Origin of the sequence: Brucella tritici, assembly GCF_902825325.1 — a bacterium.
Lineage (GTDB): Bacteria > Pseudomonadota > Alphaproteobacteria > Rhizobiales > Rhizobiaceae > Brucella.
Genome location: NZ_CADEAR010000020.1, coordinates 1 through 26,343, shown reverse-complemented (window position 1 = coordinate 26,343; position 26,343 = coordinate 1). Strand labels below are relative to the sequence as shown.

Here is a 26,343-nt window from a genome sequence, read left to right as displayed (position 1 = left end):
CAGAAACAAGGGAGCCAACGATGAAACGGTCTATTCGATATCTCGCAGAGGCAACCTTCTTGCTGCTCGCGCCAGCGGCGTATGCCCAAACCACACCTACTGAGGAACCTCAGACTCCCGCAGTTACCACGCCCGGAGAGAAAAATCCGAAGGCACCGGTGCCTGGGCAGAACAGTTTTACCGAGGATCAGGCAAAGGAACGCCTGACCGAAGAGGGTTTCACCAACGTCATGAATCTTCAACTCGGTGAAGATGGCGTTTGGCGCGCCGATGCTGCGCGCGACGGTCAGCCCGTGAAGGTCCTTCTCGATTTTCAAGGAAATATCACCACGCAATGACGGGCTGAGATCGGAAAACCAAACAGGAGATTAAAATGGCATATATCACGGGTCTATTCGACAACCACGACGAAGCGGCCGATGCCGTTCGTGCGCTCGAAGAAGCAGGGATTCCGGCTGAAAATATCAGCCTGATCTCGAATAACACCGACGGCCGATATGCAGGCGAAGCTCTCAAGGACGAACAGAGTGCCGTCACAGGCGTAGAAGCTGGTGCCGGTCTCGGCGCCGTCGCAGGTGGGGGTGCAGGATTGTTGACCGGGCTGGGCCTGCTTTCCATCCCGGGGGTCGGTCCGGTCGTGGCCGGTGGCTGGCTGACAGCCACGCTGGTCGGGCTGGTCGGCGGCGCCACGGCTGGCGGTATTGTGGGTGCGCTTATCGAAACCGGCGTGCCGGAAGAAGAGGCGCAGGCCTATAGCGAAGCCATTCGCCGTGGTAGCACGCTGGTTGCAGTTCGTTGCGATGAAGCCGAGCGAAGGAAAGTCGAAGCTATTCTGGAAGATTGGGGACGCGTCAATATCGGTCAGAGACGTGACGCTTATCTTGAAGAAGGATGGGAAAGTTTCAATGCGTCGGGCGCACCTTACACCGCAGACGAAATTGAACGCGAACGCCAGCGCTGGTGCTAGGTGGATTGTTCTATGAAAGAGGTAGATCCACGCAAGGCCAGACAAGGTCTGAATGGACGACGTTTTCTCACAATACTCATTTCCAGTCTTACACTGGCAATGATTGTCTGGGGCGCCGTTGAATTCTACGGAAAAATGCGCCCCGGTCGTGGTTTCATGGATGACAACAGCAAACCACCTGCATCCACGGAATCGCAGTCGCCACCTTCGGCCACAGGTCGGCAATGACATCTTCAGCAATCACGCGTCGCCAGCACATCCTTCAACAAGTCTGCACAGAAGCGCAGACTTGTCAGCGTTGCGAGCTCTATCGAAATGCAACACAAACCGTTTTCGGCAAAGGGCCCATTGATGCCCGAATTTTCTTCGTTGCCGAACAACCCGGCGACAAGGAAGATATCGGAGGCCGCCCCTTGATCGGCCCGGCTGGCCAACTCTTCGATAGGTGCCTCAGTGAAGTCGGGATCAAACGAGAGCGATGCTACATCACCAATGCGGTTAAACATTTTCGACACACCCAGCGCGGTAAGAGACGTCTTCACCAGCGCCCGTCGACCAGCCATATCGAGGCCTGTCGCTGGTGGCTTCAGCGTGAAATTGAACTGGTCGAACCCCGGATCATCGTTGCGCTGGGCGCAGTTGCCGCCCGCTCCCTTCTCGGCAAGCCGGTTAAAATCGCGGCAGCGCGCGGCATCCCTCTCGAGTTCGGGAACCACCTTATCCTTGTGACGATCCACCCATCCTATCTGCTACGTTTACGTGCCCAGACCGGCTTTGATCGCGAACGGGCGATGTTTCTCAAAGAACTGGCCAAAGTCGCGGAGTTCGAGCGCGCCGCCGAAACGTGAAGTTTATTACAGTCGTTTTCCCGGAACATCATTTGCTATCTCTGGTTAGGCTTATGTCACGCGCGACAAATTCCACTCCCAACAATCAATGGTCTAAAACCACTGAAAGGAAAGAGAATGGCACAGAACCACACGCAAGGTGGCACACACGAACAACACGTGAAAGCCGGCCAGCAGAGCCACAAAAACGATGGCAAGCATGCGAGCAGCGGAGGCGGCGACAAGCAACAGCAGACGTCTTCCCGTGGGGGAACCCATGAGCAGCATGTAAAGGCAGGTCAACAGAGCCATAAGAATTCGTAATTCAAAGGGGCGGCCTCGTGCCGCCCCATTCTCAAACCGGACTTTTGTTCGGAAAGGCTAAGACGATGTCTTTCAAGCCAAATCCCGACTACATGCTGGAGCCGGAACATCTCGTTGAGATGATACCGGCTTTGCGCGCGTTTTCCCGCACATTCTATAATCAAAGAGAAGATGCAGAGGATCTGGTGCAGGAAACACTGATGAAGGCGCTCGCTAACCGGGAAAAATACATACCCTATTCGCCGCTTAAATCCTGGCTTTTTACCATCATGCGCAACACGTTCTGCACGCGTATTCGCATTCAAAAGCGCGAGGCACCGGGCCTGACCGAATGTGTATCGCCAACAGCCTCGGTCAAACCTTCTCAAGAGTTCACGCTTGAGGCGCACGACGTGCAAACAGCAATGGAAACGCTGCCCCTTAAATATCGCCGCGTTCTGATGCTGGTGGCGTTGGAAGGCAAAAGTTATGAACGCACAGCCAAGCTTTGCGATTGCTCGATTGGAACGGTCAAAAGCCGTCTGCACCGCGCCCGTCATAAACTTCACGATATCGTGGATGGAGCCTAGATGGTGTTATCCAAGCATCGGCACTCCCGAAATCGTGTCATCGCTCGGAATGTAAATTCTGCACGAGACATCTTGTCATTCGGTAATAGACATGGCCAACTGCTTGTAATGATTAGTCCTAATAATGATGCTATGCGTCTTTTCGCAGGAAAGCGCATTTTGGTTTTCGAAGATGGATTTCTGCTTTCGGAAGAAGCGAAATTCAGATTAGCGAATGCTGGCGCCGTAATACTCGGTCCTGTCACAACGGCCAGCCAGGCGTTGGACTATCTGGAATGCGAAGCCATTGACGCCGTCGTTATGGATGTCGCTCTGGAGCCGGAAGCGGTACTTCCACTCATCTCCGAACTGGAACGAGGCGCCGTACCCTTTATATTTGCCCTGTCGGACAATCCCAGGCTGGATGGCCAGCGCTTCGCTGGGTTTATATTCAGCGCTCGCAACAATGACCTATCCACGATAGCGGAAGCACTGTTTCTTCATCGTAATGTGGAACAGTAATAGTCCTTCCAAATCGATTGATCACTGTTTCTCCTTCAAATGCTTCTGAACGCCTGGAACAGGCAGCGTATTTCGTTGTTAGGGCGATAGGGCGAAAAGGAAGGACAAGCCGAGATGGAAAGCCGATATCCCAAACCGCCGTTCGCAACCCAGCACCAGCCGATGCCGGGCATTACCGATAAGATGAACCCAAAGCCGGATCACGGAGAAGCCACCTATAAGGGTTCAGGAAAACTGAAGGGGCTGCGAGCAATCATCACCGGAGGAGACAGCGGCATTGGTCGCGCTGTTGCAATTGCATTTGCGCGGGAAGGTGCGGATGTCTTGATCGCCTATCTGGAAGAAGATGAAGACGCGCTTGAGACCAAAGGACTTATCGAGAAAGAGGGTCGAAAAGCCGTCTTGATGAAATGCGATATCCAGCATGCCCAAACCTGTCGCGAGTTGATTGATCGTGCGGTAGGCGAACTAGGCGGAATCGATATTCTGGTGAACAACGCGGCTCATCAGGCAAGTTTCTCCCAACTCGATGATATCAGCGACGAAGAATGGGAGCTGACATTTCGCATCAATATTCACGCGATGTTTTATCTGACAAAAGCAGCCCTTCCCCATATGAAACCCGGCGCTGCCATTATCAACACGGCCTCCATCAATTCGGATATGCCAAATCCAACCCTTTTGGCCTATGCGACGACAAAGGGTGCGATCCAGAATTTCACCGCAGGTCTTGCACAGCTTCTTGCAGAAAAGGGAATCCGCGCCAACGCGGTTGCGCCCGGTCCGGTCTGGACCCCGCTCATACCGTCGACTCTGCCAGAGGATGCGGTGCGGAGTTTTGGTAAACAGACACCGATGAAAAGACCTGCTCAACCGGCGGAACTCGCTTCGGCTTATGTCATGCTGGCGGACCCGCTATCGAGTTTCACATCCGGCGCCACCATAGCAGTCACGGGTGGCAAGCCAATTTTGTGATGCGTACTCGTTCGCTTTGCGGCCATCGCTCCCCTGCATTGTTATTTTCGTGGATCAATCAGCGCTATGCCGAATTCCGGTCGATAGGTCCTCACCATAGTGCTGGTATTTTCCTTGATAATTACTTCGAGCGTCGGTCGCACCAAGGCTTCAATCAGGTGCCCGCCTTTCGCCTCACCATTGCGCATTTCCAAAACCACATGCAAATGAAGGTTTGGACTGCCCTCTTCGTCCAGAGCGCAATCACCCAGCAAGCTGAGTACCTCGCATTGCTCGTCAAGTTCGATCCGGTGATAGTCTTGTTGCTCAAGGTCGAAAAATCCAAGCGTAGCGCGTCGGAAAGCTCCAATCGCGGTCACCGAGGCTGCCGTTAGATCCTGTTCCCGGACAAACCGGGTAAGTGTCGCGACCACCGCTTCTTCCGGAACGAGAATGACGACGAAGATCCGCTGCCCCGCTCCCTCTCCCAGCAGTTTGAATTGCATTATCTGGGCCTCCTGTTTTCGGGTTGTGAAGATGCAACCAATAGCGGGACAAAAAGTTTCAGCTTGCCGTCAAAGGAAAATTCGATCGCAGCACATTTCCAGATTTGTCTGCTACCGTACCAAAAATCATTTGCCGGATCAGAGTGTTATAGAATCCCAACCGTCAAAGAGAGTGGGGGGGCACGACGGCGAATAGCTGATACTTTGCCCGAAGTAGCACAGATGTACGACGAATCTAAACTGAACAACCGCCTGTTGAAGCGTCTGCCGCCAGATATTCTCAATAGTATTTATTCGTCCCTGGAACCTGTCACGCTTGAGCGCGGTCAGGTTATTGTCAGGGCCAATCAACCGATCGACTATCTCTACTTTCTTTGCGGCGGGATCAGTTCGGTCATCGCCGTAACGACCAGAGGTCAGCTGGCAGAGGCTGGCATGGTCGGACGCGAAGGGTTTTCACCAACCTCAGGAGCGGTTGGGGCTACAACCAGCATTCATGAAGTGATCATGCAAGTCAGCGGATATGGTTATCGGATAGCCGTCAGTGCTGCACAAGCGGAAATCAATCGCAACAGCGTGTTTGCCAGTTTATTGGCTCGCTACATTCAGACGTTCGCCTCACAGGTTTCTTATACTGTCTGGGCGAACGTAAACTTGCATATTCACGAACGGCTGGCGCGCTGGCTCTTGATGTCGCACGATCGTGTTGACGGGGATGAAATTATCCTGACCCACGACTTCATAGCTCTCATGCTCGGTGTAAGACGCCCCAGCATTACGACAGGACTTCACCTACTGGAAGGCAAAAAACTGGTGCGATCAGAGCGAGGCCGCATCACAATACGTGACCGGAGAGGGCTCGAAGATTTCGCCGGCGAAGCCTATGGAAAACCCGAAGAAGAATATAGCCAGCTTTTCGGCCCTCAAAACTAGGCGTCACCGACAGGTCGAAATCCCTGCATCAGCCGCAAGTATTCCTTTTCCGGCCAGCCATAGGCGTCTCGAGCATAGCTTTCCAGCCCGTGACGATTCCGAATAAAGACAACTCCTCGTTTGGACTTGATCAAGCCCAATCCTTCAAGAACATGAAGAGAAGTCGTGACACTTGGACGACGAATGGCAAGCATTATCGACAGAAACTCGTGAGTGATTGCTATTTCATTGCCTAATATTCGATCATCACACATCAGGAGCCATCGGGCCAATCGTTGCGTGACTTCATGAATGGCATTCGAGACGGCGGTATAGGCAAGCTGAACGGAAAACGCTTCGATGGAGCGGATCATGATCCTGGAAAAACTGCGGTTTTCGTCCATCCACCACCGAAACTTCTTATAAGGCATTTCATAACCTTGCGCAGCAACCTGAACCAGGACATCATAAGAACTGTTTTCGACGCCAGCGATTGCAGAGGTTGGAATATACCCATCGAAGCCGAAAATTCCCGCTTCTGCACGTTTTCCTTCGGCGGTCGTCACAATAACCGAACCGATACCTGTCGTGAGAAAATAAACCTTCGCGATCGGTTTTCCCGTTTCTGCAAGTATCGTCCCACGCGGAAGTTCCACATAGATCGTGTCGCGGATGATGGCCTCATAATCCGACGACGGAAGCAAAGCCAAGAGTTTGTTGGCCATGGTATTTTGTGGCGGAAACGGCATATGGTGAACCTCATTCCATCATCATGAAGAGGAACACGCGGAACAAAGGTTGGTTCCCAAAACCCACCGGTTACCGTCTCCATTCCGTACGCTATCGTACCAAAGCGAAAGAAGAAGTTTTAAGACTATCTATGTGCAGTAAACGGCGTATCGTTGAAGCTTCGTTTCTTGATGGAGACTGTTATGCCGTTATTTAATGAAGCCAGCAGGATTTACTCCTCAGATGAAGTTAATTTCATGCGTAGTTGCTTTTCTCGGTCTGCGATAATTCTCGAAGAAAGCGACCGTCCTTATTCAGCCTCTGAGCTTGCAGGATGCATCATACGACTATATGAAAGCGGCTTGCGCGACCTTGATTACATTTCAGAGCTGGCAGCAAGACTTACTCCCCCACGATTTGCCCCCCGACATCAGGATTTCGCGGCCAACTCTAATCACTTGCAGAAGTTCGTTTAAGCTATCGTTTCCGAAGACTCTTTTCAGCCGTATACAAGCTGCTCTCGAGTTGCGCTCTGGCTCTATTAAGCCTGCTCTTGATCGTTCCGACCGTACAGCCTGTCGCCATCGCTGCCTTTTCGTAACTCAGCCCGCTAAATATCACCAGATCGAGAACGCTCTTATGTGCCGGCGACAGTTTACTGTAAGCCCGCCCGACATCCTGCAGTTCCATAGCCCAGTCCTGCGATGGGCTGATTTTTGGCCCCTCCCACTCCTCAATTGCATCTTCGCGGCGGGATCTCTTGATCCTGGTGCAGAATGTGTTCTTCATGATGGTGAACAGCCAGGATTTGAGCGATCCATAGGGGACGAACTTATCGCGATGGCGTAGAGCTTTTAATAGCGTTTCCTGAACAAGGTCCTCCACGTCGGAACGCTGATGGCACATCGTTCTGGCGAACTGGTGAAGCGCAGGTCCAAGTGCCAGCAACTCTTCTTCGAACTCGGATATCGAGGGCATTTGTCTCCTCCTTCCCCAGGTAAGGTAAGGCCCAGCCAGCCAGTTAGTTCCTCCTCAAGGACTGTCTGTACGATAGCGTACGGTTTTTGAAGCGGAACGCGATGAGCGTTGGAACCAGCCGTATTCGGCTTCGCCTCGTCGCTGAAACCCCGAGAATTTCAATCTGGAACGAAAGCAATGCTGGCTGGTTCGGCATATTTGGCAGGAGTTTGGCAAATGACTATGGAAACCCAAGTCGTTTCGATGGAAGACGATGAAGCCTATACGGTTCAGTTTTTTGACGATGCAGGAACTGCCGTTTCTGTCTACTTCCAGAACCCGCAGCATGTTCACTTGTCAACAGCCGACGCGGTGAACGAAGCAAGGGCGCGGATGTTGCGTCTGCTTGAGGGAGCCTGTGGGCAGATCGTCGTAGAAAGACTTGAAGGATAACATGCCTCTGGAAACCGGGCTTCTACGCGGAGATTTGCGAGACGGCTGCATGCATCTATGCATAGACATGCAGAATCTTTTCGGACCTGCTTCGCCTTGGCACGTGCCATGGATTGACGCGATCTTGCCCAATATCGTGGATATCTGCTCCCAGCGCAGTGAAGAAACGATCTTTACCCGCTTTATACCTCCAAGGTCACCCGACGCTGCCCTAGGAGCATGGAAAGGTTACTACCGCAAGTGGGAAACCCTTACTCTCAATCGTATTGATCCGTCATTCATCGACCTCGTCGACCCGTTAGGAGATTTTTCGCCACCTGCTGTTGTACTTGATAAGACTGTTTACTCCCCCTGGACCGAAGGCTTCCTCCAGCGATATCTGCACAAACGGCGCGTTCATACTGTGATCGTCAGCGGAGCGGAGACCGATCTTTGTGTTCTTGCAACACTATTGGGCGCGGTAGATCGCGGATATCGGGTGATCATTGTCCACGACGCAGTATGCAGCGTTTCCAATCAAACCCACGATGCAATTATCTCTCTTTGTCACCAACGATTTAGTGAGCAATTGGAACTCGTCTGCACGGGTGAGCTGATCGACTCCTGGCGATAAACTTGTTGAACCACGGAACTTTCGAATTGGTGAAGGGTTCACTGTATAAAGGATTTCGACATGGAACAGGTGCACTGGGATGACGCTGTCGTCATTGAAATTGCGGACGGCATTACGCAGACGGTGAGAACCGTAGCAGATGCCGAGAATATACTACTGTCTCAATGGAATAGGTTCGAATTAGATAGTCTCGGCGTCGCTATCAAGGCTTGCCTTTTATGCACGCACGACATTGGAAGTACCGAAGACGCGAGACTTGCTTTCGAACAGGCCGCTTCGATGTCAGGAATCCTGGCGTAACTCTTTGGCCGAGCATGACCTTTCAGAACCGATCTCAAGGCGGCCCAAACACGTCAAATACCCATCTGTCTGCTGCTCATAAGGGAGATCATCACGAAAAGGGACTGGAATGAAGCATTCCTGATCCAACTAAGTAGAGTCAAAAAGACGACCCTCACCCTGCAATTGGCGAAGAGGGGCAGAGAATTTCACAGCAAACCCTTCTGTTCGGTAGTCAGCGTCAACCTCGCCGGCGCCCAACAACCCCATTCTTATCAGCTTGGAGCCAAATCCGGTCTTAGTTGGCGCGATAACAGGTGGCCCGCCAAACTCAGCCCAATGCAACGAGAAGACCGCATCGTCTTGCCTTTTTGAGACAGCCACTTCCAACAGCACACGCCCCTCACTGTTTGAAAGAGCGCCATATTTGATCGCATTGGTGGTCAGTTCGTGGATTAGAAGCGAAAGCGTTGAAGCTCCTTTAGGGCCGATCAGAACGTCCGGTCCGCTTATCTGCACGCGATCCGCCACCGCCAGCGCGTTTGTTATTCCGCTCACAATCTGACGAAGGGAACCTTCAGAACTTTTGCCCAATCGCAGCACATCGTGTGCATTTCCGAGTGCAAACAGGCGCCTGGTAAAGGTGTTGATCACCTCTTCATCAGCATTGTTATTGAAGGTCTGGCCAGCAATCGCTGCTACAACGCTAAAGGTATTCTTGATTCGATGAGCGAGTTCGGCATTCAGTATGCGAGCATGCTTTTCCGCCTCAACCTTTGTCGTGGTCTCGATGACGGTATCCATCATGCCAGCCACTCGCCCTCTTTCATCGTAAATCGGGCTGTAGCAGAAAGTAAAATAACATTGCTCAGGATATCCGTGCCGATCAATCACCAAGGGAAAGTCTTCTATAAAAATGGCCTCACCCGCATAGGCCTTCTGGACCATCGGTTGAATTTCATCCCAAGCCTCGGCCCAAATATCGCGGAATGATGCTCCCATGCAGTTCTCTTTCTCACCGAGAATCTGTCGGAAGGCGTCGTTATAAATCGTGGTGAATTCCGGTCCCCAGATAATAGCCTTTGGGAAATGCGAAGCCAGCATCATCTGAACCGCAGTTATCAGAGAAGTGGGCCACTTTTCTGGCTTTCCGATTGGATTGCTGTTCCAATCCAACATCCGGATTTCATCGGCCGACTGTCCATGCGCATGCAAGAAAAGCACTGCACTATCCATAAATTTTTCCATACCGGTATGCGGAAGATTCAAAGGCGACCAAGGAAAAACATATTGGGTTCAAGCCGTAAATGCCAGGCGAATATTATTCGTAAGAGCCTCTGCAACAAAAAGGCGGCCCCACAGGCCGCCTTTCTATATTTCCGAGATTACGCTTGTCAAAACTTGTAAGCTACGCCCAAACGAACGTCATGTGTTTTGAACTTGTCTTCGACACTTACATCCGTGCCAAAATCAAAGTCCTTCTTACCGTAATCAGTGTAGCGATATTCAAGGCGCAGAATGAGGTTGTCAGTAGCAGCGTAGTCAACACCCGCACCAGCCGTCCAGCCAGTATAGGTTTTGCTTTGCGATACGCTGATTTCATCCACACCGTCCGTTGCTGAAAGCGTGTTTTTCACGCTACCGAAGGCAACACCGCCCGCGATATAGGGCATGAAGCGATCAAATGCGACACCAGCCCGTGCGCGAACAGCACCCGACCACCGCAACTTGCTCTCAAGGTCACCAGCAATATCTCCGTCAGTAGCGCTGTAGTTGTCCTTTAGATTATTATAGGTGATATCGCCGTCGATACCGAGAATGAAGTTATTGCCGACATCAAAGTTATAACCGGCATAAATACCACCGAGAAAACCGTCCGGTTTCACACGGAAAGCATCTTCGAATTCCGATTTTCCCCACCCGTAGCCAATCTGCCCACCAATATAAGCGCCAGTCCAGCTAAAAACAGGTTCAGCAACGATTACTGGCGCAGGCTCCTCAACGATAGCGTCAGCAGCTTTCGCACCGGTTGTAGCAATAAGAGCAACAGTTGACGCCAAAAGAAGAGACTTAATTTTCATGGCATTTCTCCGTGATCTAATAGCCTAAGGTTATTTCGTTATTTAAAGGATAACTCATGAATGAAATATGTCTGTAGTATTAATGTCACAACCAGATCGAGAGCCGACATTTCGCCACCTGCTGTTAAAAGCGGTTAATTAAGTCTTTCCACTAACCTAAAACATACTGATCGAGCCATCATTGACCAATGGCGTTCTGCGCCTGCCAATCAATAACCGCATCGTGCCGCGAGATCGTGAACCGTCAACAGCCATCGTCATCCGTTGGTCAGCTCTTTTCCGCCTCGATGAAAAGCAGCCATTTCAAAGTGCGACGCTCGGCATCGCTAAGCTCAGGCGCAACTAGCCGGATAGTTCCAGCGGCATCGATCTGCGAGCCAAGTTTTCCGGCCAGCCAGTATTCGGGGATGGCAGGATGTATATAAGACTTCCGACATATCGCTCTGGTATTGCCGAGCAGGTGCGCAACCTTATCGATTTCGCTATTTAGCCTCTCCTTTTGCACCCTGTCACTGTCAGGCAAATCGAGGCAGCGTAGCAACTCAAGGGCAGTTGCCGTTGCAGCCCATGTCCGGAAATGCTTCGACGTGAAATCGGTTCGCATGGTCACCCGCAGATAGTCATTTATATCCTGGGAAGAAACAGGACAGCGATCACCCGCCTCGTCAATATATTGAAATAACTGCTGCCCAGGCAGTTCCTGTATGGAGCGCACGATACGCGCAACCCGTTTGTCGGAAAGCTTGAGACTCCACGTTTTGCCTGATTTGCCGGTAAAGACGAGCCGCAATTCCTTACCGTCATCCCGCAGATGCCGATTGCGAAGGGTAGTAACCCCAAAGCTCTTGTTGTCCCGCGCATAATCTGGATTTCCAACCCGCAGCAATAGCCGATCCATCAGCCAGATGACGGTCGCTATGACCTTTTCACGGCAGAGCGAGCGTCGCTGCATATCGGCATCAAGTGCTTTACGCAGTCGGCTGAGTGCACGGGCGAAGTCTAGCAGACTTGAGAATTTGGTTTCCTCCTGCATCGCCATCCACGCGGAATGGTAACGATATTGCTTTCTTCCGCGCGCATCGCGACCGGTCGCCTGTATGTGTCCGCGCTGATCGCAACATATCCAGACATCGCTCCATGCAGGTGGAATGGCAAGCTTAGCAATCCTGTTTCGATCAGCAGCGGAAATCGCCTTTTTATCAAAACGGACATAACGAAAACCACTCCCACAACGCAGCCGTCTAATTCCCGGCGCGGTGTCGCTGACGTGAAGCAGCCCGTCCTGAGTAGCAGCGTTTTTGAGCTGTGGGACAGCGGAAGACTTTTTAAGCAATGGGTAACCCCAGTCGTATTTTCCTTGCCGTATAACCACTAAAAACCGCGACTGGTTCCCAGGCTGAACAAATCTGATCGGGAACTATCGGGCGTCAAACAGGTTATCCTGTTCTTCCCGGAGGATCAGGTCGTGCCCCACAGTTTCTGGAAAGGCTATCTCAAACTTTCGCTTGTCACCTGTGCGGTGGAGCTGACGCCTGCGACCAGCGACAGCGAGAAGGTGCGTTTTCACACCTTGAATGCGGAGACCGGCAACCGGGTGATCAGCCGGTACGTAGATTCGGTTACGCACAAGCCCGTGCGGGATGATGACGAGGTCAAGGGGTTTGAGAAAGGCGACGGCAGCTATGTCATTCTTGAAGAGGATGAGCTGGAGGCTGTGGCACTCGAGAGCACCAGAACTATAAACATCGACAAATTTGTACCGCGCGACAGCATTGGCTGGATCTGGTACGACAAACCGCATTATCTCGCGCCATCCGACAAAGTAGGCCAGGAAGCCTTTTCCGTCATTCGGGAGGCAATGGAAAAAAGCGCAGTCTTCGGTCTGGCCCGCCTTGTCATGTACCGACGCGAAAGAGCAGTGCTGCTTGAGCCACGCGGACACGGGATCGTCCTGTGGACGCTGCGCTTCGGCGATGAAGTGCGGAAAGCGACCGACTATTTTTCAGATACTAAGGAAGGCAAACCCGATACGAAGCTTCTTTCCATGGTCCGCAAGCTCATCAAGGGCAAGACGGAAGATTGGAATCCCGATTTCCTTCAGGACCCAATGCAGAAGAACCTTCAGTCGATGATTGCTGCAAAGAAGAAAAAGAAAACGGCAACGGGGTCGAAGCCGCGCAAGACTGCACCAGAAACCGAAGGCAATGTTATCAACATCATGGATGCTCTACGAAAAAGCCTCGCCGGTGAAAACAAAAAAAGCTGATGCGAAGAGCTCTGCCTATTTCTTCAGCTTAGGCAGCGGCGTTTCCGCGCTGCGAAAATCCTGCCAGGGATCGCTATTCAATGCGACCAGCCGGGTCGGTGTGTTGAGAATAGTAAAATGGGCCGGGCCTATTGCTGACGTCACTTCCTCCCACCCAAGCGGCATGGAAACTGCGGCACCGGGACGTGCCCGCGGCGAATAGGGTGCTACAGCAGTCATGCCGCGCTGATTGCGCAGATAATCGATGAGAATTTTGCCTTTACGCTTGGCCTTGGAAATCGTCGAAACATAGCGATCAGGGCTGTCTGCAGCCATCTGGTCGGCAATAGCTTTTGTAAAGCTCTTGAGGGCGTCCCAGTCGACCTTCGGCTTCAATGGCGCGACCACATGCAGTCCCTTGCCGCCGGACGTTTTAACAAACGTCGTCAATCCGAGTTTTTCTAGACGTTCCTTGATCTCGGTTGCGGCTTCGATCACGCGCGGCCAGGGAACCCCCTCACCCGGATCGAGATCCATCGTCAATGTATCCGGTAGCTCCCAATTTTTGAGAGTCGAACCCCATGGGTGAATTTCCAGCGTCGCGGCTTGCACCAAACCGATCAGCCCGTTGAAGTCCCGAATGCTGATATAAGGCTCCTCTTCCTTGTTCTTTGGGTCCTGAACCTCGATAATATGTTCATTCAACCCCTTCCACGCGTGCTTTTGAAAGAAGTGTTCTCCGTCAATTCCGGTTGGGCAGCGTAACAATGCGAGGGGGCGGTTGACGATGAAAGGTTCGATGCGAGACCAGATAGCGGAATAATAATCTGCGAGACCCTGTTTTGTGACACCCTCGCCCGGCCAGTAAACCCGGTCGGGATGTGTGAGCTTCACGTCGATCTCCTCGGGGCCGTTACTGGAAATACGAGGTGACATGGTTTGCTTCTCCCATATGACGTCCTTGGCAGCCTTATCGTCGCGTACCCCCCTGAAGGACGCGTGACGCAATCGCTTATCGGCAGTCCAGGCACGAAATTCAATTTCCGCTACCAGCTGCGGCGTGACGAATTTGGCACCGCGCCTTTCATCTGCCGTCAGTTGCACAGCGAATGGGCTTTCTTCCAGCCGCATGGCTTGCAGCTGTTTGTAAAGTTCTTTTGCCATCCTAACCGAAAAGCCCGTTCCCACCCGGCCCACGGGAACCAGCCCCTTTTTATCCTGTACACCTAAAAGGAGCGAACCGATTGCCGCTCGCGTTGCCGTCGAGGGAACATAGCCTGCAATGACGAATTCCTGTCGTCCAATGCATTTCGACTTACGCCAATCGTTGCTGCGACCGCTTCTATAAGCGGCCTCCCTGAGCTTCGACACAATGCCCTCAAGGCCAAGTCCGCAGGCATTCTTCAGTACCGCAGCCCCATCGGCATCAAAAGCCTCGCTGAAGCGAAGCGTTGACGATGATCCGGAAATTAATTTTTCAAGCAACGTTTTGCGCTCAACCAGAGGAGTCTGGCGGAGATCTTCGCCATCAACATGCAGAAGATCGAAGAGATAATAGACGAACCGATCCGAACGCCCTTCGCTTAAATCCTCTTGTAAAGCTGAAAAGTCGGACAGTCCCGACTGGTTTTCGACAACGATTTCCCCGTCAAATATGGCTTCGTTCACACCCGTACCAACAAGATCGCTGGCGATCTGCTGGCCAAATTTTTCAGTCCAATCCAGTCCCCCACGCGAATAAAGGGCGACCTTGCCCCCCGCAATATGAGCCTGGATGCGATAACCGTCGAACTTAATCTCGTGAAGCCAGCGGTTTCCATCTGGAGCAGATGACACGAGCGTAGCGAGCTCAGGTTTGACGAAATTCGGCATCGGTCGCTTCTTCGCATTTTTGATATTTGCGCCCCCACCCTTCTCTTGAGCGGTCGACTTCTTGTCGATCGGACCAGTTTTCGACGACCAACCTGGCGCTTCGTGTTCGACATCGGCGATGACGCGACGGGTTTTTACTGATTTCGGCATCTCTTCGAGAATGTCAGGTTCATCTGGATTTCTGACGAATTCATCCTCACCCTTGATGAGGAGCCAATTCTCTCGCTTCTCGTCTGGCTTTCCGTGCATCCGGACCAAATGCCAGCGACCTTTGAGCTTTTCCCCGTAGAGCTCAAATTCAAGATGTCCTTTTTTGTATTGCTTATGTGGGTCGCCAATGGGTTTCCAGCGCCCTGTATCCCAGACGATAACTGTACCTCCCCCATATTCACCTTTCGGGATCGTGCCTTCGAAGCCCCCATATTCAAGAGGATGGTCCTCGACATGCACAGCAAGTCGCTTTTCACCGGAAACAAGGCTTGGACCGCGCGTCACGGCCCAGCTTTTCAACACGCCATCCATCTCAAGGCGAAAATCATAATGCAATCTTCTGGCATCGTGTTTCTGCACGACGAAGAGATCACCTTTCATTCGTGAGGACTTACCGCGTGGTTCCTTAGTCCGCGTAAAATCGCGTTTCCTGCGATAGGTTTCAAGCGGCTGTCCCATGATCAACCGGCCTTTTTTCTAGACTTTGTCCCAGATGTTGCCCCGGACTTGGCTTTGCCTTTTATTGCTTTGGTCGGCGCCTGCCCCGCCCGACCCAGGCTTGCACTCTTGCGAAGAGCCTCCTTGAGATCGATAACCTCGGCAGTCTTCGGCGCAACCGGCTTCTTGAGCGGTCTCCCCTCAATCTTGGCCTTTATCAAATCTGCCAGTGCTGCATCGTAACGGTCATCAAAGCCTGTGGGGTCGAAACTGCCCATCTTGGTGTCGATAATATGCTGCGCCAGGTCGAGCATTTCCTGATCGAACTTGAAAGTGCCCAAGTCGGCAAATGCCTCCGCTGCCGCTCGTACCTCATATTCGAAATTAAGCGTCGTAGCTATCAGACCATCATCGTCGGCACGGATCAGAACTTGTCGCGCGCGGCGGAAAAGGACAGTCTCGGCAATTGCGGCTACATTTTCAGATTTGATGCCCTCGCGAACGAGTACGAAACTATCGCTGTCTCCAGCCGGGGCAAGATAATATGGCCGGTCGAGATAGACATCATCGATTTCGCCGCATTTGACAAATCGGGTGACATTCAGCGTCTTGTCGCTTTCGGGAATGGCCCCGGCGATTTCCGCTTCGTCGAAACTCAAATAGGTGCCCGACGACACTTCATAGCCCTTGACCTGATTTTCGCGCGGTACTGGTTTGCCTGTATCACTGTCTACGAATTCCCGGTTGAGGCGATTTCCGGTTTTGCGATTAATCAGATGAAACGAAACACGCTCAGAGGTCGATGCCGCCGTGAAAAGTGCGACCGGACACAAAAGCTGATCAATTTTCAGCTGGCCTTTCCAGTTTGCGCGGGGTGCCATCGATTTATCCCTGCTTTCGTTAAGCACCATCTTCGCCCGAACTCGTACCACCTGTACGCTGCATATAGCGCGCATATGCGAAGCCGCCCGCGAGAAGCACTGGCAGTCCAACCAGAACAATCCAGAACAACAATTCTCCCATCTCGCCCTCCTCCATACTGGCGCCGAAACATACATTTTTATACGGAGACAAACTCATGAAACGCCGAAATTGTTCCGATGCTGAGCTCCACGTCAATATCGGAAAGCAGAGATCTACTGAACTGGTTGGTAGCTCCTTATATAGAAAGCATGACGACGCATCGACATCTCGTTGGATGACAGACCAAGCACAGCAGTGCGACCGGTCTGCTGCCATTCTCTGGCCAGAAGTTACAGTGAACTTCTTTCTGAAGCACGTCGCCACAAGATAGATAATTCGCCTGCAGCCCAGATTGGGATTGCGCAAGCGTTGGCTGCTGCTAAGTCAGCACTTTGGAAAGAAAATAATCGCGCGACGATGCACAGCTCAAATGGATACGTCGAAGCAAATGGCTTACCTCTCGAACGTTATCGTCAATTCTAACGGCGAGATAAGATACGCGATTAATATGGATTTCATGGGTTCTGAAACGTAACAGCTTAGTTATATCATCCGTGTGAATACGTTCCAAGTTGATTGCCAGTCAGGAATCGTGACGAATTCCCTAGGCTCGTGTAGCTGAGATTGGTTCGCGCAGTCATGTCGACCACAAAATGCGACTATTCTCCGCTGACTACTAATCTTCTAGACAGCAGGAGACCTAGCATTGCAGCCCTCGCTTAAAGACAAGTTTCGTGAAGCCGAAAGTGGCACGCATCAGGAATTCGCTTTTGTAACAGCGTTCCACTAATTGGCACGGGTTTTCGGTTCCACTCAAGGCCGTTAATGAAATCTGACAATAATGATGTCCCGGCAAGTAACAGATTGGATAATTATTCTAGAAACGCTTTTCAGAATATGGACAGATAGAAAAACACCACTATTATATTTTCTATGCATCACATATAGAATATAAAAGCGCTGAGATGGGGATCAACGATGTATTTTCTCAAGGACCCTGTCGTAGCGCTCTTTGTCTCACTCGCGATTGGTTACCTCATCGGTCAGCTGCGCGTCGGTCCTATCCGATTAGGTGGAGTCTGCGGGACGTTATTGGCGGCACTGGCTATAGGACAGCTCGGTGTTCGCATGTCTGCGGACCTGAAGGACAGCGCGTTCACCCTCTTTATTTACGCGCTGGGGTTTACTGCCGGGCCACAGTTCTTTGCCAATATCAGAGGCGGATGGCGTTATGGAGTCTTTTCCATAATCGAAGTTGTATGCGTCACCTTTCTTGTCTCGACGGCTATCATTCTGTTCAAGCTCGATATTGGAACAGCAACTGGGCTTTTTGCTGGATCTGCGACTGAATCTGCGGTTATCGGAACAGCATCTCAAGCAATCTCACATTTGGCTATTTCGCCAGAACAAATCGAACAGCTACAGGCCAATGTCGCTACGGCCTATAGTCTTACTTATCTGTTCGGCCTGATCGCGATTGTATTGTTTACCACCCAGCTTGCACCAATGCTTTTAAGAGTCGACCTCAAAACCAAAGCCCAGGTTCTCGCCCGCAAACTTGGTTCTGAGGACGATGAGGAGAATCAGGTTGAGGGCTTACCCATGTTCGTGGCCCGTGCTTTTCGCGCAGGGTCCCTTGCCGGGCAGACGATTAGTGGGGTGGAGAAAGACTGGAACTGGGCAGTCACGATTGAACGTGTTCGTCGTCATGGAAGAATCCTTCAAACAGATCCCAATTTCCTGTTGAAGCCAGGTGATATTGTTATTGTCCATGGACGCCGCAACGCGGTTATCGCAGTTCAGGACTTTTTTGGCGAGGAAGTGCCCGTACCGGACGGCACCAGTCTGGCGCTTGTTACCCGCGAAGTCGTTCTCATTCGAAAAGAAGCTTTTGGACGTCAGATCCGCCAATTGCGCCAATTAGCGTCGCCGGATCTTCGGCGCGGAATATTCATATCCAACGTTCGCCGTTTGGGTCAGACCATTCCGGCATTACCGGGTACAGTTCTCCATGAAGGAGACGTCCTGACCCTTTATGGTCAGGATGAGCCCGTCACACGCGCGATACATGCATTGGGTAAGCCACTGCCCAAAGTCGGCAGTACGGACTTTGTCTTTCTCGGCCTCGGTATCGTCGTCGGCCTTCTTCTTGGTCAATTCTCGCTCAACATCCGTGGCTGGGAGCTGTCATTGGGATCCGGTGGTGGCGCCTTGATTTCCGGCCTCGCGTTTGGTTGGTTCAACATGAGGAATCCAGCACGTGGCGGATTTCCAGCTCCTGCTGCAGAATTTGCGAAAGATCTCGGCTCCACGGCGGCGGCGACCAAAATAGTAGCAGAAGTAGTAGCAGAAGTAGTAGCATAAGCAGCAGCAGCAGAAGTAGTAGCAGAAGTAGTAGTATTAGTCATTATAGTAGCGATGAATTTATAGATGTCCCGCGCAACGTTCCAGATGAATCATTGCAAAATAGGTTTGATCAGTTGAACGCTGATGAGTTAGTTAACAGTCAAGCGTTGAATGAGTGGCGTCGGAATTACACCGGTCCATCTACGATACACGAACTTATAAATATTCGAAGCCTTGGGAGGGGTTTGCACCCAAATATTACCCAGGATTTTGAGCATGGTTTAAGTCTTACGAGGAACCAAGAGAGACTTGAAGACGAACTAGCACGTGTACGTGCAGCCCGTGGAGATCCATACATCGACGACAACGGTGTTTCTTGGTGGGTCAATATACAATGATTCGCGGTGGATTTCTCAGCAAGAGTGAGCGTCATGCCTTTGCGCGCGATAGCGCTTAACGGGCTTGGCGAGGTGCGCCTTGCGCGCCGGGCGAACGCAAGGTTCTGGCGCAAAGTTATGATTTGGAGGAAATACGGCTTATACCAAATTGATATGATTTTGACTGGTTCTGTCGCGAAATTTTCACTTCTGCTGCACTACTGTCCCTTCGGAGCGCATAATTGAGTGAGGTGACAGGGTATGGCAATCGATTTCAAAGGGGCTCATTTTCCTAAAAGTGTCATCCTTTACGCCGTTTTCTTTTACGTTCGATGCCTGAAAGCGGTGAGATAGCCGCGACAGGAGAATCAAGTTGAGCAAACGGCCACGGCGAACCACAGCCCCACGCTCAAGGAAAAGTAGCCTTGGCCGCGATCAAGGGGGAACAGACGCCTGCGGAATTGGTGCAGCAATTCGACGTGGACCCGAACCAGATCGCGGATTGGAGAAAGCAGCTTCTGGACGAGGTGGCAGAGAAACCGGGGCCCTCGGTTGATGTGAAGACGCGGGATGCCAAGATCGGGGCGGAACAAGAGCAGTCAAAAATCGTACGGTAGAGCATTTTCGGGTCTTCTGAATCGAATGCGATTCCCAAATCAGCTTTGTTCTGATTCATTGATGCTGGCTGGATGGAGGCCAGCATCCGATGACCGCAACCATCCGCCAATTGATTAAAGCCGCCGACGCGGCCCTGGTTCCTGCCACCCTACTCGCCGTACCTCAATCCGATCGAACAGACCTTCTCCAAGATTAAACATTGGATGAGAAATGCACAAAAGCGCACCATCGACGACACATGGCGTCATATCGGCAGGCTGGTCGAAACCATCCAGTCCGCCGAATGCCAAAACTATCTCGAAAATGTCGGATATGGTTCCGTTAAAGATGAAACGCTCTAATGCCGCGAGTTGATCCTAAATCCGGCCGCTCAACGCATAGAGTTCCTCTTCGCTTAAGCCATCAATATCGATCTGGGGCATCGGCATGCCTCCCGAGTAGCGTCATCTCATCATGTTATGAAACTCCAAGACAAGATGCGCAATCAGCCATTCTCCGAGAGACCGTGCTCAGCGAAGTGGCATCCCATCAAATCTGCCCCGCTCACCCCTAGGAGGCGAGAGAATGCCTCCGGGCATCCTATTGAAAAATATAGCCATCTAAAATCACGCTAAAGCAAAACGACAATTAGCTTTCGCTAGTCTGACGGTCTGAATCGGCTCTTTAGGAAGATTATATTGGTGCCGCAACGGCCTGCAGGCGGCGAAATAGGCAAGCACTTTTGATAGTCTGGATGCTACCCTGATTTGGTTAAGAAATCCATCCCGCACCAAGTGGAAAACCACATTAGAGCGCATCCCGAAAAGTGTGAAACGGTTTTCGGAAAAGATGCGCGTAAAAACAAATGATTAGAGCGCCGATCTGTTTCAATCAGATCGAAACGCGCTCTAACAGCGACAAAAATCAAATGTGTTATTGCAGACTGGCTTTCAGTCCTGAAATCCAGTCTCTCATCTCGAACCAACCGCCAGCCGGATAAGATCGCTATCGCCTCCCGAAGTCTGCCCCCCTCCTGATGCACAAGCTCAAGGCCGGCGCGTTCATTTGGGGCTTGGGCCCGCCATAGCGTAATTTCATGTCGCACACTGCCGCCTTGAACGATCTGAGAAAGCTCGACATGGCTGAACACCGTTACGGAGTTTCGGAGCAGGACTCCATAAGTACAATGGTCGCCCTCCCCCGCATGCAATGCAGCCCCCCACCATTCATGCATCGAGACACAGGTACAGCGGATGGCTAAAACAACCAAGTAAACCATCACCCGCAATCGCCCCAAAAACCAAAGAGACGCAGGGTCGACATAACGAGCTATCATATGCCTGCAACCGGTCTCGGTCATTCGCGCCAGCGCATTTCCGATTGCGACACTCAATGGAAAGCGGCGCATGGTTCAGTTTCCCTGACCAGCAACAGAACTAAAAACGACCCCGTTCGGCTCCGATCTTATCGATCCGACATCGGAATGTTGCCATCAAGGTTCGCGCCACACAGAATCGGTTGAATTCTCTGGCCGGCTGGAGAAACCGCCCTATTCCCGTGTGGAAATAGACTCTTCTCGATTGAAATTTCGCAACCGATGATATCCTTGAATTATAGACGGCCGACTAAAACGCATAAAACATCATAAAAACAATAGGATAGAGCCATCCCAGTAGAATCGATAAAATTTTGTTTAATTTTAATGTCCGCGCTAACTCTTTGTTAATGCGGCTGCCTCTTGCGATAGAATAAGAATCGGACATAATGACGGTATTTAGGCGGTAACAGTTCCAATGCCGTCACTAGGGATCCCAAGTAATGAATATCGCAAATCCAGCAGCAGCTTTGTCGTTTGACGACATGATACTATCGCAAGGGCGCGAGATTTCTCGCAAGCTCAATCTGCTGCGTCACGAAAACTTTCCGCCGGATGCGCGCAAAAGCATGCTGCGCCAGTTTTCGATGGCCGAGGCTGCTTATTTCCTTGGTGTCTCTCCGAGCAATCTCAAGAAACTACACCTGGAAGGCAAAGGTGTCGAGCCAACCATTCTGACAGGTGGCCGCCGTGCCTATAGCGTCGAACAGATTCAAGAACTGCGCCAATGGCTTGACCAGAACGGGCGCGCCGAGGTGAAGCGCTACGTTCCGCATCGCCGCGGCAATGAAAAACTTCAGGTCATCGGCGTCGTCAACTTCAAGGGTGGTTCCGGCAAAACCACCACAGCTGCGCATCTGGCGCAACATATGGCTCTGACCGGTCATCGCGTGCTTGCAATCGATCTCGATCCGCAGGCTTCGCTTTCGGCCCTGCACGGCATCCAGCCGGAGCTGGATGAATTTCCGTCACTCTATGAGGCTATTCGTTACGACTCCGAAAAGAAGTCTATTCGCGAGGTTATTCGCCGGACGAATTTCCCCGGTCTCGATATCATTCCGGCCATGCTGGAGCTTCAGGAGTATGAATATGATACGCCACTCGCCATGCAGAATGGCGGTGAGGGCAAAACGTTCTGGAACCGTATCGCGCAGGCTCTCTCCGATGTGGATAGTGACTATGATGTGGTCGTCATCGATTGCCCTCCCCAGCTTGGCTATCTGACACTGACGGCACTCTCTGCTGCAACTTCCGTCCTGATTACTGTTCACCCGCAGATGCTCGACCTCATGTCGATGTCGCAGTTCCTCCTGATGCTTGGTGACATTCTGAAGACCGTTCGTCAGGCAGGTGGTGCGGTGCAGCTCGACTGGTTCCGCTATCTGATCACCCGTTACGAGCCGACCGACGTTCCCCAGGCACAGATGGTCGGTTTCATGCAGAGCATGCTCGCCTCACATATGCTGAAGCATCAGATGCTGAAATCAACCGCGATTTCGGACGCTGGCCTGACCAAGCAGACGCTTTACGAGGTTGAGCGTTCATCGATGAATCGCGGCACCTATGATCGCGCCATGGAAGCCATGGAAGCGGTCAACGCCGAAATTCGCGGCCTCATTCACGAGGCATGGGGGCGCTAGACTGCCGTCTAAAGCGGCGAATATTGAATAAAATCAGGTCTCTGACCGGTTTGAGGACATGAGAATGGCAAGAAAGAACATATTTGAAAGCGTTATGCGGGACGAACCGGCTGCCGAACAGGCTTCGCAGCCGGTTGAAAACGTATCGCGCCGGTTCGGTGCCGCCAAGTCTCTATCCGCTTCGATAGACGAACTCGCAAAACAGGCTGCCCAAAAGCTCGACGGGGAAGCCATTGTCGAGCTTGATCCCGCCAATCTGGATGTTTCCTTCGTAGCGGACCGCCTGCCTGAAACGAATGACGAAGAATACCAGGAACTTCTGGAAGCCATCCGCGAGCGCGGACAGGACAGCCCTATTCTCGTGCGTCCGCATCCCGAGACCAGCGACCGCTATATGATCGTTTTCGGTCATCGCCGCGCGCGGGTGGCCAAGGAACTGGGCATCAAGGTTAGGGCGGTCATCAAGCCCCTCGCCGATCTGGAACATATATTGAGCCAGGGTCAGGAAAACTCCGCCCGAGCTAATCTGAGCTTCATTGAACGTGTTTTCTTTGCGGCGCGCCTCGAAGCGCTCGGCTTTGAACGTGAGGCCATTCAGGCAGCACTGACGATCGATTATCAAACGCTGTCGAAGATGCTGACCATTCCGAAGGCCATACCGGAGCATATTCTTCTCGCCATCGGCGCAGCGAAGGGCATTGGGCGTGACCGCTGGCTGGAACTGCGCAAGCTGATCGAAATCCCCGGTAAAAAGGATGCCGCGGAAGAGTTGCTGGCAACATCGGCATTCGAAAATGCATCATCCGTTGATCGCTTTGAGCAGCTTTACGGCTATCTGAAGGGCAGCAAGCAGAAGAAGCCCGTCACCAAGGCGGCTCAGCGGCCCGGAAGCAGCTGGACGGCTTCAGACAAGTCGGTCAGCGCCATTATCAAACAAAATGGCAAATCGGCTACATTGGCGCTTAGTGCTGCCAACGGGCCTCGTTTTGCCGATTGGCTTTCTCGCAACCTGGATGAGCTCTATGCGTCATTCCAGAGTGAGGAGAAGTAAGTAAGCGTAACGAACGATGGCAGTTGCCGTGGTTCGATTGTGTAGCGTTCAATAGTAAGTGTATTTGCGTCGAAACTGTTCAGGAAGAGGAACGAGACAGCAAAAGAAAAAGGCCCCCAAACGTCGCCGTGTGGAAGCCCTTCTCATTGGTTTAGCAGCTAGAGAATCGCAAATCCACGAATCACTGTCAAGTGTAATTAGCGTCATTTCGGCGGGTGGATTTCTTTTGCCTTGTGGAAGGTGAAAGAAAATGGAGATTCAATTGGCCTCGACGCCGTTTGGCAGTCGAAGGATGACGCTTGCCTTGTTGGCAAGTCAACAGAACACACAGCAGATCGCACCGGGAACGGTTGCCGATAAATGGCAACTGCATCGCTGGCTGTGTGAAGCAAAGACGCATTTCAATCTGAATGATCGTTCTCTGGCGGTTCTTTCGGCGCTTTTATCATTCTATCCGGAAGCAGAACTGAATGCGCAGAGCAGCCTGATTGTGTTCCCGTCCAATAAGCAACTGGCATTACGTGCCCATGGCATGGCAGACGCAACCTTGCGCCGTCATCTGGCAGCGCTGGTCGATGCCGGTTTCATCCTTCGACAGGACAGCCCGAATGGCAAGCGCTATGCGCGTCGTGCCAAGGGTGGAGACGTGCAGATTGCATTCGGCTTTTCACTGACACCGCTCTTGGCCCGTGCCTGTGAACTGGAAACAGCTGCAGAGCAGGTGAGGGCCCAAAAGACAGCGTTACGTGAAATGCGCGAACGCCTGACCTTGCTGCGCCGTGATATCACCAAGCTTGTTGAATTCGCCGCTCAGGAGAATCTTGCCGGTAACTGGCAGGACATCCATCATCGTTTCCGCCTGATCGTCGACAGCATTCCGCGTCGTGCAGAGCATCGAGAACTGGCAGCGCTGGTCGAATCCTTGCTGCGCATTCGTGCGGAAATCGATAACGCATTGAAACTTCATGAAAATGTTCAAAAATTGCACGCCAATGAATCTCAAAATGAGCGGCAGCAAATTGAATCGAATCCAGATTCCCATTTTGAAATGGCAACGCCTGATTTTATCGACCAGCGCGTAAAAGACATCACCAGCGCTCCAGTTGAGCCAACGGTTTCGCTCGACATGGTGCTTCGTTCCTGTCCAGAGATCACGGCCTATGCCCTTTCATCCATCCGACATTGGCACGATTTGGCCAATACGGCAGAGAGAGTACGCTCCTTCCTCGGGATCGATGGAAAGCTCTATGATCTCGCAAAGAAAACGCTGGGAACACATAATGCATCCATCGTGATCGCTTATATCCTGCAGCGCTATGAGCAGATTCAGTCCGCTGGTGGCTATTTGCGAATTCTGACGGAAAAGGCTGCCAATGGCTCATTCTCGATCAGACCAATGCTTATGGCAGCGCTGAATGGGCAAAATCGTTAACCATAAAGCTCAATCAGACTGACAGAACCAAAGAGCCATTTAGGTTTCGTATCGTTCATGAAGCCCAAGGAGATCAACTGATCCTGCATCAACAGCAAAATGAACAGGGAAGCCAGAGAACTGTGGCCTAAGCGGATTGTTTGGCAGCGTCTTTCAGCGGTGTGATCGATTAAATAATCACTGAAATTGGCGCTTCATAACGGCAATTGACGCCAGGGCTATAGGCGGATGCCGGAACAGCTTACGAAGGATTGACGCTTTTAAGCTTGATGTGGTCAGCAGGCTTAAAATCAGTCCGGTGTCTGAAAGCGACGGCGACGTGAACGGCGGCGAGGGCGCAATGCAGTCAGGTCTTGTGTTTGATCGACCTTATGACGCGGGGGAGGCGAAAGAAGGCGCATGATAAAAAGGATGCAGCACCCGATGGTGAATATCCAGAATATCTCATCGGTGAGATCGTTAATCATGTCCCAATCCAGAGCAAACCGCTTGTCCGTTTCCGTGACGCGCGAAACAATATTCGCAGATAGATACCGTCTTGTGAAACCGTGGCCAAGTCACGAAGGCGTGCTTTATCGCCGCGCCGGTCCCATTCCAACATCCCAGTCCTATGGGCAGTCTTGTGGATGGCTGGAAGGCGCTGGTCGCGAACTCCGCAGCGATCTGCGATAGGTTGGTCATGCTGCCTTTTACGATCCATTGTTCCGGCCCGGTGCTCACGGCTGAATTTCCAGACCGGCAAAACATTCTGAGCTGGTCACTGACATGTCCGGGTTTCGTCTCGGCGCAGTCCGTCGCCTGGCTGGAAGTGCGCAATGACGATCTGACGCTGGATGTCGATCCGGCAGTCTTATTGCAGGAAAGACTGGCACAGGCCGGGTATGGCGAAGCGGTGCAGATGATGACCTCGCGTAGCGTGCAAAAGCATCATGTCGCAACGCGGCGCTCCGGCGAAGCCCATGCCGCCTGCCTTGCCACTGTCGGCTTGTCGAATGCGGGGAGGGTTGGCGAACTCTCGCAGTTGAAGATGCCAGCCGGAACAATCAATCGTGAGCGCAACGAATAGCCCACGTCTTTCGTGATTGACGGAATGGGTTTCCGGCTGGCAGTCAAAACTTTTGCTTT

Annotated in this window: 30 protein-coding genes and 4 pseudogenes; 22 read left to right on the top strand and 12 right to left on the bottom strand. The window is 52.0% G+C overall.

Annotated features, from left to right (window positions below; genetic code table 11):
- Window positions 1-20 precede the first annotated feature (20 nt).
- From HWX93_RS19855 to HWX93_RS19820, 8 genes are all read left to right on the top strand, one after another.
- Entirely contained in the window at window positions 21-338 is a 318-nt protein-coding gene (locus HWX93_RS19855) for a PepSY domain-containing protein (protein ID WP_176038458.1), read from the top strand.
- A gap of 35 nt (window positions 339-373) precedes the next feature.
- Complete coding sequence (locus tag HWX93_RS19850) at window positions 374-967, top strand: DUF1269 domain-containing protein (protein ID WP_176038457.1); 594 nt, start codon at window positions 374-376, stop codon at window positions 965-967.
- Between the two features lie 12 nt (window positions 968-979).
- Window positions 980-1,195, top strand: coding sequence for a hypothetical protein (locus HWX93_RS19845; RefSeq protein ID WP_176038456.1), 216 nt, complete (start codon window positions 980-982; stop codon window positions 1,193-1,195).
- A complete protein-coding gene (locus tag HWX93_RS19840) occupies window positions 1,192-1,815 on the top strand; it encodes a UdgX family uracil-DNA binding protein (protein WP_176038455.1) in 624 nt (207 codons plus the stop codon). Before HWX93_RS19845 ends, HWX93_RS19840 begins: the two co-directional genes overlap by 4 nt.
- A 117-nt stretch (window positions 1,816-1,932) precedes the next feature.
- Window positions 1,933-2,118, top strand: a complete 186-nt coding sequence (locus HWX93_RS19835; protein ID WP_109988297.1) for a hypothetical protein — start codon at window positions 1,933-1,935, stop codon at window positions 2,116-2,118.
- A 65-nt stretch (window positions 2,119-2,183) separates the two neighbouring features.
- A complete protein-coding gene (locus HWX93_RS19830) occupies window positions 2,184-2,687 on the top strand; it encodes a sigma-70 family RNA polymerase sigma factor (RefSeq protein ID WP_176038454.1) in 504 nt (167 codons plus the stop codon).
- 159 nt (window positions 2,688-2,846) lie between these two features.
- On the top strand, window positions 2,847-3,188 hold the full coding sequence (locus HWX93_RS19825; protein ID WP_235969155.1) for a transcriptional regulator: 342 nt from the start codon (window positions 2,847-2,849) through the stop codon (window positions 3,186-3,188).
- Window positions 3,189-3,302: 114 nt separating this feature from the next.
- Window positions 3,303-4,163 (top strand): SDR family oxidoreductase, encoded by an 861-nt coding sequence (locus tag HWX93_RS19820; RefSeq protein ID WP_176038453.1) that lies wholly within the window; start codon window positions 3,303-3,305, stop codon window positions 4,161-4,163.
- Window positions 4,164-4,204: 41 nt separating this feature from the next.
- Here the strand turns inward: HWX93_RS19820 and HWX93_RS19815 are convergent, their stop codons facing one another.
- A complete protein-coding gene (locus tag HWX93_RS19815) occupies window positions 4,205-4,648 on the bottom strand; it encodes a PPC domain-containing DNA-binding protein (RefSeq protein WP_176038452.1) in 444 nt (147 codons plus the stop codon).
- Between the two features lie 222 nt (window positions 4,649-4,870).
- Here HWX93_RS19815 and HWX93_RS19810 point away from each other — a divergent pair, with 222 nt between their 5' ends.
- Window positions 4,871-5,581, top strand: coding sequence for a Crp/Fnr family transcriptional regulator (locus HWX93_RS19810; protein ID WP_109988292.1), 711 nt, complete (start codon window positions 4,871-4,873; stop codon window positions 5,579-5,581).
- On the opposite strand, the gene HWX93_RS19805 is transcribed toward HWX93_RS19810, so the two are convergent.
- Both HWX93_RS19805 and HWX93_RS19800 read right to left on the bottom strand, forming a co-directional pair.
- Entirely contained in the window at window positions 5,578-6,309 is a 732-nt protein-coding gene (locus HWX93_RS19805; protein ID WP_094515391.1) for a Crp/Fnr family transcriptional regulator, read from the bottom strand. The genes HWX93_RS19810 and HWX93_RS19805 overlap by 4 nt on opposite strands.
- A gap of 457 nt (window positions 6,310-6,766) precedes the next feature.
- Entirely contained in the window at window positions 6,767-7,267 is a 501-nt protein-coding gene (locus HWX93_RS19800; RefSeq protein WP_176038451.1) for an RNA polymerase sigma factor, read from the bottom strand.
- Between the two features lie 216 nt (window positions 7,268-7,483).
- Between HWX93_RS19800 and HWX93_RS19795 the strand changes: the two genes are divergently transcribed.
- Genes HWX93_RS19795 through HWX93_RS19785 form a run of 3 tightly spaced genes read left to right on the top strand, consistent with a single transcriptional unit; the run spans window position 7,484 to window position 8,612 of the window.
- Window positions 7,484-7,699: a hypothetical protein gene (locus HWX93_RS19795; protein ID WP_176038450.1), complete on the top strand. Its 216-nt coding sequence runs from the start codon at window positions 7,484-7,486 to the stop codon at window positions 7,697-7,699.
- 1 nt (window position 7,700) lies between these two features.
- A complete protein-coding gene (locus tag HWX93_RS19790) occupies window positions 7,701-8,312 on the top strand; it encodes a cysteine hydrolase family protein (RefSeq protein ID WP_176038449.1) in 612 nt (203 codons plus the stop codon).
- 60 nt (window positions 8,313-8,372) lie between these two features.
- Window positions 8,373-8,612 (top strand): DUF982 domain-containing protein, encoded by a 240-nt coding sequence (locus tag HWX93_RS19785; protein ID WP_151679043.1) that lies wholly within the window; start codon window positions 8,373-8,375, stop codon window positions 8,610-8,612.
- Between the two features lie 129 nt (window positions 8,613-8,741).
- Here the strand turns inward: HWX93_RS19785 and HWX93_RS19780 are convergent, their stop codons facing one another.
- The 4 genes and pseudogenes from HWX93_RS19780 to HWX93_RS23230 form a co-directional block, all read right to left on the bottom strand.
- Window positions 8,742-9,827 (bottom strand): HWE histidine kinase domain-containing protein, encoded by a 1,086-nt coding sequence (locus HWX93_RS19780; protein WP_235969154.1) that lies wholly within the window; start codon window positions 9,825-9,827, stop codon window positions 8,742-8,744.
- Window positions 9,828-9,985: 158 nt separating this feature from the next.
- On the bottom strand, window positions 9,986-10,672 hold the full coding sequence (locus HWX93_RS19775; RefSeq protein ID WP_176038447.1) for an outer membrane protein: 687 nt from the start codon (window positions 10,670-10,672) through the stop codon (window positions 9,986-9,988).
- A 268-nt stretch (window positions 10,673-10,940) separates the two neighbouring features.
- Complete coding sequence (locus HWX93_RS19770) at window positions 10,941-11,705, bottom strand: DNA topoisomerase IB (protein WP_235969153.1); 765 nt, start codon at window positions 11,703-11,705, stop codon at window positions 10,941-10,943.
- A gap of 57 nt (window positions 11,706-11,762) precedes the next feature.
- Window positions 11,763-12,044 (bottom strand): annotated as a pseudogene (locus tag HWX93_RS23230) (DNA topoisomerase IB); the annotation flags it as partial.
- 93 nt (window positions 12,045-12,137) lie between these two features.
- Between HWX93_RS23230 and HWX93_RS19765 the strand changes: the two are divergent.
- Window positions 12,138-12,938, top strand: coding sequence for a Ku protein (locus HWX93_RS19765; protein WP_176038445.1), 801 nt, complete (start codon window positions 12,138-12,140; stop codon window positions 12,936-12,938).
- A 15-nt stretch (window positions 12,939-12,953) separates the two neighbouring features.
- Here HWX93_RS19765 and ligD read toward each other — a convergent pair whose 3' ends face one another.
- Genes ligD through HWX93_RS23190 form a run of 3 tightly spaced genes read right to left on the bottom strand, consistent with a single transcriptional unit; the run spans window position 12,954 to window position 16,460 of the window.
- The gene (gene ligD / locus HWX93_RS19760; RefSeq protein WP_176038444.1) at window positions 12,954-15,458 is read right to left on the bottom strand and encodes a DNA ligase D; all 2,505 of its coding nucleotides are present in this window, start codon (window positions 15,456-15,458) and stop codon (window positions 12,954-12,956) included.
- 2 nt (window positions 15,459-15,460) lie between these two features.
- Window positions 15,461-16,318, bottom strand: a complete 858-nt coding sequence (locus HWX93_RS19755; protein ID WP_176038443.1) for a Ku protein — start codon at window positions 16,316-16,318, stop codon at window positions 15,461-15,463.
- A 19-nt stretch (window positions 16,319-16,337) separates the two neighbouring features.
- Window positions 16,338-16,460 (bottom strand): hypothetical protein, encoded by a 123-nt coding sequence (locus tag HWX93_RS23190; RefSeq protein WP_268904591.1) that lies wholly within the window; start codon window positions 16,458-16,460, stop codon window positions 16,338-16,340.
- A 195-nt stretch (window positions 16,461-16,655) separates the two neighbouring features.
- Between HWX93_RS23190 and HWX93_RS19750 the strand changes: the two genes are divergently transcribed.
- From HWX93_RS19750 to HWX93_RS19730, 5 genes and pseudogenes are all read left to right on the top strand, one after another.
- Complete coding sequence (locus tag HWX93_RS19750) at window positions 16,656-16,883, top strand: type II toxin-antitoxin system CcdA family antitoxin (RefSeq protein WP_176038482.1); 228 nt, start codon at window positions 16,656-16,658, stop codon at window positions 16,881-16,883.
- Between the two features lie 495 nt (window positions 16,884-17,378).
- Complete coding sequence (locus HWX93_RS19745; RefSeq protein WP_176038442.1) at window positions 17,379-18,764, top strand: TrkA C-terminal domain-containing protein; 1,386 nt, start codon at window positions 17,379-17,381, stop codon at window positions 18,762-18,764.
- Window positions 18,765-19,384: 620 nt separating this feature from the next.
- A pseudogene (locus tag HWX93_RS19740) lies at window positions 19,385-19,456 on the top strand (IS6 family transposase); the annotation flags it as partial.
- Between the two features lie 40 nt (window positions 19,457-19,496).
- Window positions 19,497-19,707: pseudogene (locus tag HWX93_RS19735) on the top strand (IS3 family transposase); the annotation flags it as partial.
- A gap of 162 nt (window positions 19,708-19,869) precedes the next feature.
- Window positions 19,870-20,082 (top strand): annotated as a pseudogene (locus HWX93_RS19730) (transposase); the annotation flags it as partial.
- A 395-nt stretch (window positions 20,083-20,477) separates the two neighbouring features.
- On the opposite strand, the gene HWX93_RS19725 reads toward HWX93_RS19730, so the two are convergent.
- A complete protein-coding gene (locus HWX93_RS19725; protein ID WP_176038436.1) occupies window positions 20,478-21,128 on the bottom strand; it encodes a hypothetical protein in 651 nt (216 codons plus the stop codon).
- A gap of 410 nt (window positions 21,129-21,538) precedes the next feature.
- Here HWX93_RS19725 and repA point away from each other — a divergent pair, with 410 nt between their 5' ends.
- The 3 genes from repA (at window position 21,539) to repC (ending at window position 25,218) form a co-directional block, all read left to right on the top strand.
- Window positions 21,539-22,735 carry a plasmid partitioning protein RepA gene (repA, locus tag HWX93_RS19720; RefSeq protein ID WP_109989903.1) on the top strand — a complete coding sequence of 399 codons (1,197 nt, stop codon included), beginning with the start codon at window positions 21,539-21,541 and terminating at the stop codon, window positions 22,733-22,735.
- A gap of 64 nt (window positions 22,736-22,799) precedes the next feature.
- Window positions 22,800-23,786 (top strand): plasmid partitioning protein RepB, encoded by a 987-nt coding sequence (gene repB, locus HWX93_RS19715; RefSeq protein ID WP_176038440.1) that lies wholly within the window; start codon window positions 22,800-22,802, stop codon window positions 23,784-23,786.
- Window positions 23,787-24,036: 250 nt separating this feature from the next.
- The gene (gene repC / locus HWX93_RS19710) at window positions 24,037-25,218 is read left to right on the top strand and encodes a plasmid replication protein RepC (protein WP_176038439.1); all 1,182 of its coding nucleotides are present in this window, start codon (window positions 24,037-24,039) and stop codon (window positions 25,216-25,218) included.
- A gap of 290 nt (window positions 25,219-25,508) precedes the next feature.
- Here repC and HWX93_RS19705 read toward each other — a convergent pair whose 3' ends face one another.
- Window positions 25,509-25,685 (bottom strand): hypothetical protein, encoded by a 177-nt coding sequence (locus HWX93_RS19705; protein WP_176038438.1) that lies wholly within the window; start codon window positions 25,683-25,685, stop codon window positions 25,509-25,511.
- A 143-nt stretch (window positions 25,686-25,828) separates the two neighbouring features.
- On the opposite strand from HWX93_RS19705, the gene HWX93_RS19700 reads away from it, so the two are divergent.
- Complete coding sequence (locus HWX93_RS19700; protein WP_235969152.1) at window positions 25,829-26,284, top strand: adenosylcobinamide amidohydrolase; 456 nt, start codon at window positions 25,829-25,831, stop codon at window positions 26,282-26,284.
- The last annotated feature ends 59 nt before the right edge of the window (window positions 26,285-26,343 follow it).

Excerpts from the sequence above, each read along its gene's own strand:
- HWX93_RS19705 (WP_176038438.1), bottom strand. The coding sequence starts at position 25,685 with ATGATTAACGATCTCACCGATGAGATATTCTGGATATTCACCATCGGG.
- repC (WP_176038439.1), top strand. The coding sequence starts at position 24,037 with ATGGAGATTCAATTGGCCTCGACGCCGTTTGGCAGTCGAAGGATGACG.
- HWX93_RS19815 (WP_176038452.1), bottom strand. The coding sequence starts at position 4,648 with ATGCAATTCAAACTGCTGGGAGAGGGAGCGGGGCAGCGGATCTTCGTC.
- HWX93_RS19830 (WP_176038454.1), top strand. The coding sequence starts at position 2,184 with ATGTCTTTCAAGCCAAATCCCGACTACATGCTGGAGCCGGAACATCTC.
- HWX93_RS19790 (WP_176038449.1), top strand. The coding sequence starts at position 7,701 with ATGCCTCTGGAAACCGGGCTTCTACGCGGAGATTTGCGAGACGGCTGC.
- HWX93_RS23190 (WP_268904591.1), bottom strand. The coding sequence starts at position 16,460 with ATGGGAGAATTGTTGTTCTGGATTGTTCTGGTTGGACTGCCAGTGCTT.
- repA (WP_109989903.1), top strand. The coding sequence starts at position 21,539 with ATGAATATCGCAAATCCAGCAGCAGCTTTGTCGTTTGACGACATGATA.
- HWX93_RS19770 (WP_235969153.1), bottom strand. The coding sequence starts at position 11,705 with ATGCAGGAGGAAACCAAATTCTCAAGTCTGCTAGACTTCGCCCGTGCA.
- HWX93_RS19810 (WP_109988292.1), top strand. The coding sequence starts at position 4,871 with ATGTACGACGAATCTAAACTGAACAACCGCCTGTTGAAGCGTCTGCCG.
- HWX93_RS19845 (WP_176038456.1), top strand. The coding sequence starts at position 980 with ATGAAAGAGGTAGATCCACGCAAGGCCAGACAAGGTCTGAATGGACGA.
- HWX93_RS19795 (WP_176038450.1), top strand. The coding sequence starts at position 7,484 with ATGACTATGGAAACCCAAGTCGTTTCGATGGAAGACGATGAAGCCTAT.
- HWX93_RS19745 (WP_176038442.1), top strand. The coding sequence starts at position 17,379 with ATGTATTTTCTCAAGGACCCTGTCGTAGCGCTCTTTGTCTCACTCGCG.
- HWX93_RS19775 (WP_176038447.1), bottom strand. The coding sequence starts at position 10,672 with ATGAAAATTAAGTCTCTTCTTTTGGCGTCAACTGTTGCTCTTATTGCT.
- HWX93_RS19840 (WP_176038455.1), top strand. The coding sequence starts at position 1,192 with ATGACATCTTCAGCAATCACGCGTCGCCAGCACATCCTTCAACAAGTC.
- HWX93_RS19820 (WP_176038453.1), top strand. The coding sequence starts at position 3,303 with ATGGAAAGCCGATATCCCAAACCGCCGTTCGCAACCCAGCACCAGCCG.
- HWX93_RS19835 (WP_109988297.1), top strand. The coding sequence starts at position 1,933 with ATGGCACAGAACCACACGCAAGGTGGCACACACGAACAACACGTGAAA.
- HWX93_RS19800 (WP_176038451.1), bottom strand. The coding sequence starts at position 7,267 with ATGCCCTCGATATCCGAGTTCGAAGAAGAGTTGCTGGCACTTGGACCT.
- HWX93_RS19780 (WP_235969154.1), bottom strand. The coding sequence starts at position 9,827 with ATGGATAGTGCAGTGCTTTTCTTGCATGCGCATGGACAGTCGGCCGAT.
- HWX93_RS19785 (WP_151679043.1), top strand. The coding sequence starts at position 8,373 with ATGGAACAGGTGCACTGGGATGACGCTGTCGTCATTGAAATTGCGGAC.
- HWX93_RS19850 (WP_176038457.1), top strand. The coding sequence starts at position 374 with ATGGCATATATCACGGGTCTATTCGACAACCACGACGAAGCGGCCGAT.
- HWX93_RS19725 (WP_176038436.1), bottom strand. The coding sequence starts at position 21,128 with ATGCGCCGCTTTCCATTGAGTGTCGCAATCGGAAATGCGCTGGCGCGA.
- repB (WP_176038440.1), top strand. The coding sequence starts at position 22,800 with ATGGCAAGAAAGAACATATTTGAAAGCGTTATGCGGGACGAACCGGCT.
- HWX93_RS19755 (WP_176038443.1), bottom strand. The coding sequence starts at position 16,318 with ATGGCACCCCGCGCAAACTGGAAAGGCCAGCTGAAAATTGATCAGCTT.
- HWX93_RS19700 (WP_235969152.1), top strand. The coding sequence starts at position 25,829 with ATGGGCAGTCTTGTGGATGGCTGGAAGGCGCTGGTCGCGAACTCCGCA.
- ligD (WP_176038444.1), bottom strand. The coding sequence starts at position 15,458 with ATGGGACAGCCGCTTGAAACCTATCGCAGGAAACGCGATTTTACGCGG.
- HWX93_RS19855 (WP_176038458.1), top strand. The coding sequence starts at position 21 with ATGAAACGGTCTATTCGATATCTCGCAGAGGCAACCTTCTTGCTGCTC.
- HWX93_RS19805 (WP_094515391.1), bottom strand. The coding sequence starts at position 6,309 with ATGCCGTTTCCGCCACAAAATACCATGGCCAACAAACTCTTGGCTTTG.